Consider the following 13,374-nt stretch of genomic DNA (forward strand, 5'->3'; position numbering starts at 1 on the left):
GAAGCGATGGTCGCGCTGGCCGCGGCCTTCGCCGTGAACTGCACGACGAGCGTCGAGGAGCACATCGGCGCAGCGCGCTCCGCCGGCGTCACGGACGAGGAAATCGATTCCATTCTCCGGATGGCGGGCTTAGTCAGAGGCAAGGCGGTGTCCCACGTCGAGCGCATAGCGGAGCGGGTGAGGAAGGGCGTGGCCCCTGGGGAAAGCACGGCGGAATAGGATAAACCCTTGGGCGGAGTCCGTCGCCCCCGCCCTATCGCAGGAAGAGACCTTCTTTTGACGCGAGCGGCGCGCTGGCGTAGAATGTTCGATGAAGGACGTTAACGCAGCCCGCCTTCTTGTCGAGTTGATATGATTCCCACCCTCGGGTCTTTCCTTCTCCTTCTGGCTTTCCTCGTCTGCGCCTACGGCGTTACGGTGGCGTTTTCCGGCGCCGCCCTGCGCCACCACGCGGCGGTGCGGAGCGGCGAGCACGCCGTCCATGTCGTGACGTGGCTTACCGTGCTCGCCTCGCTGTGCCTCTGGCACGCCTTCCTGACGCACGACTTCTCCGTGGACTACGTCGCCCAGTATTCCAACCGCTCGCTTCCCATGTTCTTCACGTTCGCCTCCTTCTGGGCCGGGCAGAGCGGCTCGCTGTTGTTCTGGCTTCTCGTCCTTTCCATCTGCGGCACCCTCGTGGTGCTTCAGAACCGCCGCCGCAACCGGGTCCTGATGCCCTACGTGACTGGCATCCTGCTCGTGCTCGCGCTCTTTTTTCTGGTGCTTCTCAACTTTGCGGCGAGTCCCTTCGAGCGGCTGGATCCCGCCCCCGCAGACGGCCGGGGCCTCAACCCCCTGCTCCAGCACCCCGCGATGGCGGTACATCCGCCCACCCTGTTCCTGGGCTACGTGGGACTTTCCGTTCCGTTCGCCTTCGCCCTGGCGAGCCTCATCGCGGGCAAGATGGACGGCGACTGGCTCCGCAGCATCCGCCGCTGGACGCTCGTCACGTGGACGTTTCTCTCGGTGGGCGTCGTGCTCGGCGGCCTTTGGGCCTACCACGAGCTCGGCTGGGGCGGCTACTGGGGATGGGACCCCGTGGAGAACGCCTCCCTCATGCCGTGGTTCCTGTCCACGGCCTTCCTCCACAGCATCATGGTTCAGGAGCGGCGCGACATGTTCCGCGTCTGGAACATGGGCCTCATCGTTGGGGCGTTCCTGCTTACGCTCTACGGCACGTTCATCACGCGAAGCGGCATCCTGTCGAGCGTTCACTCGTTCGCGCTTTCGACAGTCGGCCCCTATTTCGTGGGTTTTCTTTTGCTGGTGACGCTTTATTCTTTCGGGATGCTCTTCTACCGGACACCGCGGCTGCGCGCCGTGGGAAAGCTCGATTCCATGGTTTCGCGCGAGAGCTCTTTTCTTTTGAACAACGTCTTCCTGCTCGCCATTGCGCTCGCCGTGCTCGTGGGCACCATCTGGCCCTTTATCACGGAGGCCGTCAAAGGAGTGAAGGTCAGCGTGGGGGCGCCGTTTTTCAATTTCGTGGTCCCGCCGATCGCCCTGGGGCTTCTGCTGCTGACCGGCGTCGGTCCGCTGCTCGCCTGGCGGGCGATGTCCTGGAGACACCTCGGCCGCACCCTCGCCGTTCCCGGCGTGGGCTTTCTGGCGACGCTGGTGGGACTTCGCCTGGGGGGCGTTACGGCGTGGTACGCGAACGTTTTCCTGGCGTCGTGCGCCTTGACGCTTCTCTCCGTTGCGGTGGAGTTTCACCGGGGCGCCCGGGCGCGGCGGGAGATGGCGGGCGAGTCGCACGGAGCGGCGCTGTGGAGACTTTTGAGGAAGAACGGGCGCCGCTACGGAGGCTATATCGTGCACGTGGGCATCGTCGCCATCTTCGCGGCTATTACATGCTCCCACGCGTTCAAAGAGGAGGCGGAGGCGGTTCTTTACGAGGGCGAAGCCATGCAGATTCGCGGCTACACGCTTGCCTATCGCGGCATCGAATCGACACCAGTCAATCCCGACGTGACCGAGACGGTGGCCACGCTGGATGTCTCCCGCGGCGAAAAACAGCTCGGGCCCATGAAACCATCTGTCATGTTCTACACCTACTGGGAACAACCCTCCACCGAGGTGGCCATCCGCTCGACGCTCGTGGAGGACCTTTACGTGATACTCGTTTCGTGGGGTGCAGGAGGTGAGCATGCTACGTTTCGCGTGTTCGTCAACCCGCTTGTCACGTGGCTGTGGCTGGGGGTGGCTGTCATGGTGCTGGGAATCGTGTTCTGTCTTCTTCCCAAGCCCCGGCAGGCCGAGGGCAGGCCCCGGCAGGCCGAGGGCGAGCCCGCCGCTTCGCTTCCGGAGGAGCGTTCTTGATGAAGCGCGTAGCGGGAGTCGCCGCCTTCGCCCTGTGTTTGGCCGTGCTCGGCTTTGCGTCCGTATGGGCGCAGGGCGAGGATTCGGGCGTGGAGCCTCCCGAGGCGAAGCGGGAGGGCTTTACGCAATACCGTGAGCAGGCGAAAGAGGTGGCCAGCGACCTCATCTGCTTCTGTCCCGGCTGTGACGAGCGCTCGGTGCTCAGCGAGTGCAACTGCAGCTTCGCCTACAGGGAGCTCGGCCGCGTCGAGGCGCTCCTTTCGGAAGGAAAAACGCCCGAGGAGGTCGTCGCGCTCTACGTAAAGGAGCATGGCCGGTTCGTACTGGCCGTTCCGCCCGCGAGAGGATTTCACCTCGTGGCCTGGGGGCTTCCTTTCGCGGGAATGCTGCTCGGTGCCCTGATTCTCTGGATTGTGCTGCGCCGCATCACGGCCTCCCGCGAAGAGGAGACCGAGCCGGCCGACGTCGAAACATCTTCCACCTCCCCGGAACTCTTGAAGCGCGCTCGAGAGGAACTGGAGAAATACGACTTCTGAGCGCACAGGGAGAACCCAATGGCAATCGTACTGATGGTCGTCGTTATCGTGGGAACCACCGCCGTGGCGGTCGTTTACCTGATAGAGCCCTTCCTGCACAAGGAGCGTGTCCTGGAGGACGAGCTTCGAATGCGGCACGACCAGTTCGTGTGGGAAAAGAACGTCCTGCTTCAGGGCCTGAAGGAGCTGGAGATGGACTACCGGATGCAGAAGCTCTCGGAGGAGGATTACGGGGCGCATCGGGAGCTGCTTCTCGCGCGGGCGGCGGAGCGAATCGCACGGATTGAGGCCGTCAAGAAAGAGGCGGCGGAGCGGGAGATCGAGCTCGAGGTCGCGCGCGTGCGCGCGGCGCGCTCCCGCACCGCGTAGGATGCGCCGGTCCATAAGGCTTTGCTTTCCAATTCTCTTTTCCCGTGTCGGGGTCGGGGCCTCCGGCTTTTGCTTGACGAGGGATGCATAGAGAAAGTACAATGTTGGGGTGGGCGAGCTTGAAACAAGTTTTTAAAACCGGAAGCGAAAGAAAGGAGAGAAAGCATGGTGAAGGCGAATAAGTATCTTGTCGGTCTGATGGTCATCGCGGCGTTCGGAAGCTGCGTCGCCCAGTGCAAAAGAGCGAAGACGGCGAGTCCCCCCGTGCAGCTGAAGCAGCAAACGCTTCAGGTCCGATGGCAGCGCTTTGTCGGCGAAAAGGGCGAGACGTGCGAGCGGTGCAGGGCGACCGGGCAGGAGGTCCAGAAGGCGTTCCAGACCCTTTCGCGCTCCCTGACGTCGCTGGGAATCAAGCTTTCGCTGGGCAAGGACAAGCTCGACCCCGAAGCGTTCGCCCAGGACGTTTCCCAGTCCAATCGCATCTGGATCGGCGAGAAGCCGATCGAAAAATTGCTGGGGGCGCGCGTGGGAAAAAGCACCTGCGGGGCCTGCTGTGAGATAACCGGCAAGCAGGGAGTGAAGTGCCGGACTCTCAAGATTGGAAAGGACACGTACGAGGTGGTGCCCGCGAGCCTCATTGTCCGGGCGGGGCTCATTGCCGCCTCGGAGCTCATCGTCACCGAGCCGGCGGCGGCGCCCTCCTGCAAGGTACACGGCTCGAAGGGGAAGTGCCCGCCCGGCTGCGGCGTGAGTCCTTCCAAACCCGACACGGCTTCCAAACCCGACACGGCTTCCAAACCCGGCACGGCTTCCGAACCCGGCGCGGCTTCCAAACCCGGCACGACTTCCGAACCCGGCACGACTTCCAAACCCGGCTGCGGCACGAAGCCTCTCAAGAAACCCAGCTCGACGTAGCTCTTCCGACCAGAGGCCTTTCTTTCGCCCGCGGCTCCCCGCGGCGGCGTGCGGTTCGTGCTACCATGGGGGCCGTGGAAAATTCTTTTCGCATCTTCGCGGCGGCGGCGCTCTGCGGCGTCGCGGCGCTTTCGCTCGGGGCGCAGCAAAGCGGCGAGGGGACCGTTCCGGGTGAGGCCGAGACGGGGGGCGAGGTGCATCTCGCCATCGCGGAGGGCGCGGCGTTCGTTCGCGTGGCCGTGCCGCCGCCCTTGCTGGAGGAGAAAACGCCGGAGCTCGAGGCGCTCGCGCGGGAGTTGCGCGAGGTGATTCTGAACGACCTCACGTTCGCGTGGAACATCGAGCTCCTGAGTCCGTCGCTCTACAAGTACGTGCCCGAGTTTTCCCTCGAGAACCGCCAACTGAAGATCTGGCGCTCGCTCGGAGCGGACGCCGTGTTCATCGTGGTCGCGGAAAAGAGGGGCGGCGGCATGAAGGCGGAGGGGCGGCTCTTCGACGCGCGCACGGGGCAGATGATTTTCGGCAAGCGCCTGCGCGGCGAGCTGGAGCTCAAGCGCTCCATGGGACACGCCTTCTCCGACGAGATCGTGTACTACTACACGGGCACGCGGGGCTCGTTCGGCGCCCCCCTCGTCTTCGCTACATCCCGCGGCGGCGAGGGGCGCACCCTCGCCACGTCCGACTACGACGGCGAGAGCAGGCGCCTCATTCTTTCCGCCTCCGCGCTCAACATGCTGCCCGCATGGTCGCCCGACTCGGAACATATTCTTTTTACGTCATTCGAGAAGAAGCCCGTGCAGGCGGGCCTTTTTCTCATCGACCGGTTCGGTCTCACGGAGCCGAAAAAGCTGACGCGGCTCCCCATGGCCACGGGCGGCGCGTTCTCGCCCGACGGCCGCCGCATCGTGTTCTCGGCCTCGGACGGCGACGGAAACCTCGACCTTTACGTCTGTCGGCGCGACGGCAAGCGCCTCCAGCGGCTCACCCATCACCCCGCCATAGACACCGCGCCCGCGTGGTCGCCCACGGGACGCGAGATCGCCTTCACGTCGGACCGCGGCGGCTCGCCGCAAATCTACGCGATGGACGCCGAGGGCGCGAACGTCCGCCGCCTCTCGCGGTGGGCGAGCTACTGCGACGCGCCCGCCTGGTCGCCCGACGGCGGGCGCATCGTCTACACGGCGCGGCTGGAGGGGAGCTTTCACCTCGTCGTCCTCGACCTGGCCACCGGCGAGGAGGTGCGCCTGACCGAGCCGGGCGCGAGCCACGAGTCGCCCTCGTGGTCGCCCGACGGGAGCATGCTCGCCTACGCCTCGAACCGCACTGGCCGCTACCAGATATACGTCTCCCGGAGCGACGGCACGCGCGCGCGGCAGGTCACTTCCGAGGGCGAGAACACGACCCCCTCGTGGGCGGCGGCTCCGTAGAAAATTCCTGTAGAAGCGGCGGAGGTCTTCCGACCGCTCCCCCTTTGGTAAAGGGGGTTGGGGGGATTACAAGAAATAAAGGAAAAACATCAAAAGGGGCGGCCCTACGTGGCCGCCCAAAGAAGGCACGCACGCAGGCGTGCTCCTACACGTCCAAATTCACGACGCCGAGGGCGTTCTTCTCGATGAACCTGCGGCGCGGCTCCACCTTGTCGCCCATGAGGGTGGTGAAGATCTGGTCGGCGGCCGGGTCGTCCTCGGCGAGGACGGTCAAAAATTTGCGCGTCGCCGGGTTCATCGTCGTCTCCCAGAGTTGCTCGGGATTCATCTCCCCGAGGCCCTTGTAGCGCTGGATGGTGAGGCCTTTCTTCGCGCGCTCGAGCATGGCATGCGCCAGGGCGGCGGCGTTCTCAAAGGAAGTTTTTCCCCCTCCGTCCTCCAGCACCGCGGGAAGCTCGAGGGTCTGAGAAATTTCCCTGTGCGCGCGGTAGAAGGCGCGGTACTCGGGCGAGCGCACGAGCTCCCAGGCGATGTAGACGGGGGCGTCCGTGCCGTTCTGCTTGGGGCGCAGGGGCAGGCGCCAGAGCCCGTGCTCCTCGTCGCGCTCGGGCTTGAGGACCTCGTATTCGTCGCCCGCGCGTTTTGCGAGCGAGCGGAGCTCAAGATCGGGCTCGGAGAATTTCTCGCGCATATCGGGTTCGGGGCTAAGCTTAAGGTCCACCATGGATTCAAGAAGCGCCGCGCTCAACCCCTTGCGGCCGAGCGCCTCGCGGTGCGTCTCGAGCTCGAGAATCCTTTCCAGCGCGCCGCGCAGGAATTTTCCCGAAAGCGTTTTTTTCGACTCCGGCATGACCACCCTCACCTCGCCCTCGACGGCCAGGTCCAGGAGGTGCGAGTCGAGCTCCTCCTTGACGTTGAAGTAGAGGCTGCGCTTGCCTTTTGCGACGCGGTAGAGCGGGGGCTGGGCGATGTAGAGCTTGCCGTCATCGATGAGCGGCTTCATGTGGCGGTAGAAGAAGGTCAGGAGGAGCGTGCGGATGTGGCTGCCGTCCACGTCGGCGTCGGTCATGATGACTACCTTGTGGTAGCGGAGCTTCGAGAGGTCGAAGTCGTCCTTGCCAATGCCCGTGCCGAGGGCCGTAATCAGGACGCGGATCTCCTCGTTCGAGAGCATCTTGTCCTGGCGCGCCTTTTCGACGTTCAGGATTTTTCCCCTGAGCGGCAGCACGGCCTGGAACTTGCGGTCGCGCCCCTGCTTCGCGGAGCCTCCGGCCGAGTCGCCCTCGACGATGAAGAGCTCCGTGAGGGCCGGGTCGCGCTCCTGGCAGTCGGCCAGTTTTCCCGGCAGGTCGGCCGAGGAGAGCGCGCCCTTGCGGCGCACGAGCTCCTTGGCCTTGCGCGCGGCCTCGCGGGCCCGCGCCGCCTCGATAGCCTTCGAGATGATGCGCTTGGCCTCGGACGGATTCTCATCGAAGTGCTGCCCCAGCCGGTCGCCCACGACGGAGCGGACGATGCCCTCGACCTCGCCGTTTCCAAGCTTCATCTTCGTCTGACCCTCGAACTGGGGGTTCGGCACCTTCACGCTGATGACGGCCACGAGGCCCTCGCGCGCGTCGTCGCCAGTGAGCGAGGTGTTCGCGTCGAGAAGGTTCTGGTTCTTGGCGAAGTTGTGGATGGTGCGCGTGAGCGCCGAGCGGAAGCCGCTCAGGTGCGTGCCGCCCTCGCGCGTGTTGATGGAGTTCACGAATGTGAATATGTTCTCGCTGTAGGCGTCCACGTACTGGATGGCCACCTCGACCTGGACCTGGTCCCGCTCCTGCGCGATGTGGATGGGCTGCTTGTGTAGAAGGTCCTTGTTCTTGCAGAGGTGCTTGACGAACGAGACGATGCCGCCGTCGTACTGGAAGCGCGCGCTCTTGTCCGAGCGCTCGTCGGAGATGGAGATGGCGAGGCCCTTGTTCAAGAACGCGAGCTCGCGGAAGCGGTTCACGAGCGTGTCGTAGTGGAAGTCGAGGCTATCGAAAATCTTCCGGTCGGGGAAGAAGCGCACCGTCGTCCCCGTTTTGTCGCTTGTGCCGATTTTCTTGAGCTCCGACGTGGGCTCCCCGCGCTCGTAGCCCTGCATGTAGACCGCGCCGTCGCGCTTCACTTCGACCTCGAGCCATTCCGCGAGGGCGTTCACGACGGAGACGCCCACGCCGTGTAGGCCGCCCGAGACCTGGTAGGCCTTCGCGTCGAACTTGCCGCCCGCGTGGAGCGTCGTCATCACAACCTCGAGGGCGGGCTTTTTCATCTCCTCGTGGAGGTCCACCGGGATGCCGCGCCCGTCGTCCACGACGGTGACGCTGCAGTCCTTGTGGATGGTCACCTCGACCGAGGAGCAGAAGCCCGCCTGCGCCTCGTCGATGGAGTTGTCCACGACCTCGTAGACGAGGTGGTGCAGGCCCGTCGCGCCCGTCGAGCCGATGTACATCGCGGGGCGCTTGCGGACGGCTTCGAGGCCGCCCAGGACTTTAATGGTGGTCGCGTCGTAGACCGCCGCTGTCTTTTTGCGAGCCGATTTCTCAAGCTCAGCCGCTGCGGTAGACATAGAAGAAAGCTCCCTTTAAGGTTTGACGTTCGTCATTGCCCCCGAACGATTTTAGACACTCCTCAGATTAGCACATGGGCGGCGAAAAATCCACCAAAAATTCGCAGAATTTTGCCCAAAATTTTCCTGAATTTTAAGGAAAAAAGGGACCTGCTAGGCTAGGGCGTTCGGCGTTCGAGCGGTAGCTTCACGTCCTCCGAAAGCCGTTCGTCATCGCGGGCTAGAGCCACTTCACGAGAAGCGGTGCGATGACGAGCGAGACGACGCTCATGAGCTTGATGAGGATGTTCATCGAGGGGCCGGACGTGTCCTTGAACGGGTCGCCCACCGTGTCGCCCACGACGGCCGCCTTGTGCGGGTCGCTTCCCTTGCCGCCGAGGTTGCCTTTTTCGATGAATTTCTTGGCGTTGTCCCAGGCGCCGCCCGCGTTCGCCATAAAGAGCGCGAGCAGGACGCCCGAGAGCGTCGCGCCCGCGAGCATGCCTCCGAGCGCCCTGGGCCCGAGGAGCCAGCCCATGAGGGGAGGCGCGAGGATGGCGATGAGGCCGGGGAGAATCATCTGCCGGAGCGAGGAGCGCGTGGCGATGTCCACGCAGCGCCCCGAGTCGGGCTTTCCCTTGCCTTCGAGAAGGCCGGGAATCTCTCGGAATTGCCGCCGCACCTCCTCGACCATGGCCTTCGCCGCCTGGCCGACCGAGTCCATGGTTAGTGCCCCAAAAAGGAAAGGCAGCATGCCTCCGATGAAAAGCCCCACCATGACGGTCGGCTCGATGAGGTTGAGGCCTATTTCGCGAAGCCCCACGGCCGTGGCGTAAGCGGCGAAAAGCGAAAGGGCGGTGAGTGCCGCCGAGCCGATCGCAAAGCCTTTGCCGATGGCTGCGGTCGTGTTGCCCAGCGCGTCGAGGCTGTCGGTGATGGCGCGCACGTCGGGCCCGAGGCCGCTCATCTCGGAGATGCCGCCCGCGTTGTCCGCGATGGGTCCGTAGGCGTCCACGCTCATCGTGGCGCCGATGGTCGCGAGCATCCCGACGGCGGCGAGCGCGATGCCGTAGAGGCCGGCCGCCCAGTTCGCGACAAAGATGGCCGCGCAAATAAGGAACATCGGAATCATGGTGCTTATCATGCCGACGCCAAGTCCGGCAATGATGTTCGTCGCGGGGCCGGTCGTCGAGGCGTTGGCGATCTTCACGATCGGCTTGCTCGACGTGTAGTACTCGGTCACGAGCCCCACGGCCATGCCGACGAGCGTGCCCGCGAGGACTGCGACGAAGACGCCCCACCCGAGGTGCATCCGCTGGCTGAGGAAGGCGGCCGCGGCGAGGAACAGCACGGCGGCGGTGAACGTGGAATAGCGGAGCGCCCTTTGGGGAGCGAGCCTTTTCAGGACCTGCATCGAGGCGATGCCGAGCAGCGACGCCGCGAGGCCCGCGGTGACGAGAAGGAGCGGAAACGCCATGGCGTAGGTGCGCACGGCCGCGATGTCGAGTCCGCGAAGCGAGGCGGCGGTCGCGGCGATGGCCACCGACGCGATGACCGAGCCCACGTAGGACTCGAACAGGTCGGCGCCCATTCCCGCCACGTCGCCCACGTTGTCGCCGACGTTGTCGGCGATGACGGCCGGGTTGCGCGGGTCGTCCTCGGGGATGCCCGCCTCGACCTTGCCTACCAGGTCGGCCCCGACGTCGGCGCCCTTCGTGTATACGCCGCCTCCCACGCGGGCGAATAGGGCGATGCTCGAGGCGCCCATGGCGAAGCCGTTGATGTAGAGCGCCGTCTGCGGGTCTTTTCCGAACACGAGATAAAAGATGCCCACCCCCAGGAGGCCGAGGCTCGCGACCGAGAGCCCCATGACGGCTCCGCCGTGGAACGCGACGTTGAGCGCGTCGGCCTGTCCCTTCGAGCGGGCGGCCTCGGCGGTGCGGACGTTGGCGCGCGTGGCGGCGCGCATGCCGAAGAAGCCGGCGAGCATCGAGGCGACGGCGCCGGAGAGGAAGGCCACGGCGGTTTTCCATCCAAGGGAGAGACCGAGCACGAGGAAGACGACGATTTCGAACACGGCGAGCACCTGGTATTCGCGCCGGAGGAACACCATCGCGCCCGAGGCGATGGCCTCTGAAATTTCCTTCATCTTGTCCGTGCCAGCGCTCAACCGCCCCATCCACGCGTGGATCGAGAGCGCGATCAGGAGGCCGATGGCGCCGAGGGGGGGTACGATCCATAGCGAGAGATCAAGCATAAGAGCCTCCTTTACGTTTCCGGGGTTTCAGGATTGCGTTCGTTGAATCGGTTCATTGCCTCACGCACGCCATGGGTGAGGGCGACCTCGATGGCGTCGCAGGAGCGGTCCAGAATCCGCGGAAGCTCCGCGACTTCGTCATCGAGAAAATTTTCCAGGACGTATTCGGTCGCGTCGGCGGGCTTGTCCGCCCCGCGGATGCCGAGGCGGAGCCGCGCGAAATCATCCGTTTGCAGATTCTCCATAATCGAGTGCACCCCCTTGTGCCCGCCGTCGCCCCCGCCCTGCTTGAGCCGCAGGATGCCGAAGCGCAGATCGAGGTCGTCGTGGACGACCGTCAGCGACTCGTCCTCCTCGACGTCGAGCGCCGCCACGGCTTTGCCGCTTTCGTTCATGAAGGTGCGCGGCTTGACGAGAAGCACCTCTTTGTTTCCGAGGCGGCACAGTGCGCTCTCGTAAAGGGGATGCGGCGCCTGGCGTTTTCCCCGGTGCCGCTGGAAGAAGTGCTCCACGCAGAGAAAGCCGAAATTGTGCCTCGTGTGCGCGTAGCGCTCGCCCGGATTGCCCAGGCCCACGATGTATCGGGGCGACGCCATCGGGAAGAATCAAAGGCCGGAGGGCAAAAGGAAACGCATCACTTTTTCCTCTTGCCTTTTTCTTTTTTCTTGCCTTTCTTCGCCGCCGCTTCCTCTTCCTTGGCGGGTTCCTTGCCTTTCTTCGCCGCCGCTTCCTTTTCCTCGGCGGGCTCCTTGCCTTCCGCGGGCGCCTCTTCGCCCTCGGCAACCTTCTTTCCGCGGCCGATGACTTCGGGCTCCTCGGCTGCGGCCTCGGCCTCCACGGCGGCGGCCTCCGCTTCCTCGGGCTCCGGCTCCTTCACGGGCTCCTGAATGGTCAGGAGGGGGATTTCGGGCTCGTGGAGCACTTCGACGCCTTCGCCGAAATTGACGTCGCGGATGCGCACGATGCCGTGGAGGTGGAGGTTTGAAATGTCGATGCGCACCGAGTCGGGTATGCGGCTAGGAAGGCAGCGCAGCTCGATTTCGCGCAGCACGATGGTGAGGAAGCCGCCTTCGTCCTTGATGCCCGGGGCGATGCCGTAGGTCTCGACCGGCACCTCCACCTCGACGGGCTTTGAAACGTCCACGCGCACCAGGTCCACGTGCAGGAGGTCGCCGGTGACGGGATGGTACTGGTAATCGCGGAGCATGACCATGCGCCCTTCCGCGTCATCGCGTTCTTGAATCTTGAAGAGCGTGTTGGTGCCCTTTGGCGAGTGCAGGATGTTCAGGATGTCCTTCGGGTCGAGCTGCAGGGCGGCGGTCGGTTTTCCCAGGCCGTACACCACGGCCGGAATGCGGCCCTGGCGGCGCAGGCGGCGCGATTCATTTTTTCCGGTCTTTTCTCGAAACTCGGCGGGAATGACAAGCTCAGGCATGGCTCGGGAATCTCCTCGGTCAGTCTTCCAGTTGCTCCAGTCCTTTTTCCGAAAACAGGACGTTCACGGACGTATGCCGATGGATGCGCATGATGGCCTCGGCGAAAAGCGAGGCCACGGAAAGGACGACGAATTTTTTCGACTCCAACACCGGCGCCTTGTGGGGGATCGTGTTCGTGAGAATCAGCGTTTCGATGGACGAGCGCTTGAGGCGATCGATGGCCGGTCCCGAAAGCACTCCGTGGGTGATGCACGCGTAGACGCTTTTTGCGCCTTCCTTGCGGAGCGCCTCGATGGAATTCACGAGCGTGCCCGCCGTGTCCACGATGTCGTCAAGGATCAGTGCCGTGCGTCCCTTCACGTCGCCCACCACGTGGAGCGCCTCGGCCTCGTTCGGGCCCGTGCGGCGCTTGTCGATGATGGCGAGCGAGGCGTCCACGCGCTTCGCAAGCGCCCGCGCGCGCTCCACGCCGCCCGCGTCGGGCGAGACGACGGTAAGATCCTTTAAATTAAGGGTGCGGACGTGCTCCGTGCAGACGGGCATCGCAAACAGGTGGTCCACGGGGATGTCGAAGTAACCCTGAATCTGCGCCGCGTGGAGGTCCATCGAAAGCACGCGGTCCGTGCCCGCCGCCGAGATGAGGTCGGCGACGAGCTTCGCGGTTATGGGCACGCGGGGTTTGTCCTTGCGGTCCTGACGCGCGTAGCCGTAGTAGGGGAGCACCGCCGTGATGCGCCACGCGGACGCGCGCTTCAAGGCGTCAATCATGATGAGAAGCTCCATCAGGTGCTCGTTCGCCGGAGGCGACGTGGGCTGGACGACGAAAACGTCCCGTCCGCGGACGTTTTCCAGGATCTGGCAGCGCGTCTCGCCGTCGGAAAATTTTTTAACCTCCGCCTCCCCGCATGGCTCCTCGTTGTAGGTCTCGCCGAGGTAGTCGCAAATTTCCCGCGCGAGCGCGGGATGCGCGTTCCCCGTGAAAACCTTTAATTCGTGCTCTTCTGGCAAGGCCATGGCGATTGTATCTTGGAAGTCCTTTATCCTATCGTATGCCGCGCGGGGTGTCAAACCTTGCGGTGAGACCGATTTCCAAAACGACGCCGACCTCGACAACAGCGGCTGGGTGGACGGCGGCGACCTGGACGCTTTGGTAGGCAGCTTCGGCTGGGGTTGCGGACAGTAGCCTCGCCTGCTTTCCCGCCGCACCGAAGGGAAGGAAACGAGCCTCGTCAACCTCGCCCTTGCCGAATTTCTCGTTGAGACCGCTCGCCGGCATCCTCTGAAAAGCGAGTAGTTTGAAGCCGCATCTGAAGAATTGTTCATGTGCGTTTTTAGCTCTTTCTTCTAAGGGCTTGTAAAATAATGATATTTTTAAATTTTTCTTGTGAAAAACAAGGGGGAATTTTTGTGAAATTTTTTCCTTGACTTTCACAATATGTAGTAGTATAAGACTAGGTTACTGCCCAGATATTGTGGCAATTGATCTCTTTGGACTTTTCTTTTT

11 protein-coding genes and 1 pseudogene are annotated in these 13,374 nt (G+C 63.8%); 6 read left to right on the top strand and 6 right to left on the bottom strand.

The features are described 5' to 3' along the window. The 6 genes and pseudogenes from JSV08_01075 to JSV08_01100 all read left to right on the top strand — a co-directional run. On the top strand, positions 1-219 hold a 219-nt coding region (locus JSV08_01075; GenBank protein ID UCF81046.1), incomplete at its 5' end, for a carboxymuconolactone decarboxylase family protein. Positions 220-351: 132 nt separating this feature from the next. Then, the gene (locus JSV08_01080; protein UCF81047.1) at positions 352-2,361 is read left to right on the top strand and encodes a heme lyase CcmF/NrfE family subunit; all 2,010 of its coding nucleotides are present in this window, start codon (positions 352-354) and stop codon (positions 2,359-2,361) included. After that, a complete protein-coding gene (locus JSV08_01085; protein ID UCF81048.1) occupies positions 2,361-2,897 on the top strand; it encodes a cytochrome c-type biogenesis protein CcmH in 537 nt (178 codons plus the stop codon). Before JSV08_01080 ends, JSV08_01085 begins: the two co-directional genes overlap by 1 nt. 18 nt (positions 2,898-2,915) lie before the next feature. Beyond that, positions 2,916-3,266, top strand: coding sequence for a hypothetical protein (locus JSV08_01090; GenBank protein ID UCF81049.1), 351 nt, complete (start codon positions 2,916-2,918; stop codon positions 3,264-3,266). Positions 3,267-3,464: 198 nt separating this feature from the next. Beyond that, positions 3,465-3,938: pseudogene (locus JSV08_01095) on the top strand (DUF2703 domain-containing protein). 317 nt (positions 3,939-4,255) lie between these two features. Continuing rightward, positions 4,256-5,608 (top strand): PD40 domain-containing protein, encoded by a 1,353-nt coding sequence (locus JSV08_01100; protein UCF81050.1) that lies wholly within the window; start codon positions 4,256-4,258, stop codon positions 5,606-5,608. 145 nt (positions 5,609-5,753) lie between these two features. Here the strand turns inward: JSV08_01100 and gyrB are convergent, their stop codons facing one another. The 6 genes from gyrB to JSV08_01130 form a co-directional block, all read right to left on the bottom strand. Further along, the gene (gene gyrB / locus JSV08_01105) at positions 5,754-8,198 is read right to left on the bottom strand and encodes a DNA topoisomerase (ATP-hydrolyzing) subunit B (GenBank protein UCF81051.1); all 2,445 of its coding nucleotides are present in this window, start codon (positions 8,196-8,198) and stop codon (positions 5,754-5,756) included. A 220-nt stretch (positions 8,199-8,418) separates the two neighbouring features. Next, positions 8,419-10,434 carry a sodium-translocating pyrophosphatase gene (locus tag JSV08_01110; GenBank protein ID UCF81052.1) on the bottom strand — a complete coding sequence of 672 codons (2,016 nt, stop codon included), beginning with the start codon at positions 10,432-10,434 and terminating at the stop codon, positions 8,419-8,421. Positions 10,435-10,445: 11 nt separating this feature from the next. Continuing rightward, on the bottom strand, positions 10,446-11,030 hold the full coding sequence (locus tag JSV08_01115; GenBank protein ID UCF81053.1) for an aminoacyl-tRNA hydrolase: 585 nt from the start codon (positions 11,028-11,030) through the stop codon (positions 10,446-10,448). Positions 11,031-11,068: 38 nt separating this feature from the next. Continuing rightward, on the bottom strand, positions 11,069-11,869 hold the full coding sequence (locus JSV08_01120; protein UCF81054.1) for a 50S ribosomal protein L25: 801 nt from the start codon (positions 11,867-11,869) through the stop codon (positions 11,069-11,071). 19 nt (positions 11,870-11,888) lie between these two features. Continuing rightward, complete coding sequence (locus JSV08_01125; GenBank protein ID UCF81055.1) at positions 11,889-12,884, bottom strand: ribose-phosphate pyrophosphokinase; 996 nt, start codon at positions 12,882-12,884, stop codon at positions 11,889-11,891. A 28-nt stretch (positions 12,885-12,912) separates the two neighbouring features. Then, a complete protein-coding gene (locus JSV08_01130) occupies positions 12,913-13,302 on the bottom strand; it encodes a hypothetical protein (protein ID UCF81056.1) in 390 nt (129 codons plus the stop codon). Between the last annotated feature and the right edge of the window lie 72 nt (positions 13,303-13,374).

The organism is Acidobacteriota bacterium (genome assembly GCA_020349885.1).
Classification (GTDB): domain Bacteria; phylum Acidobacteriota.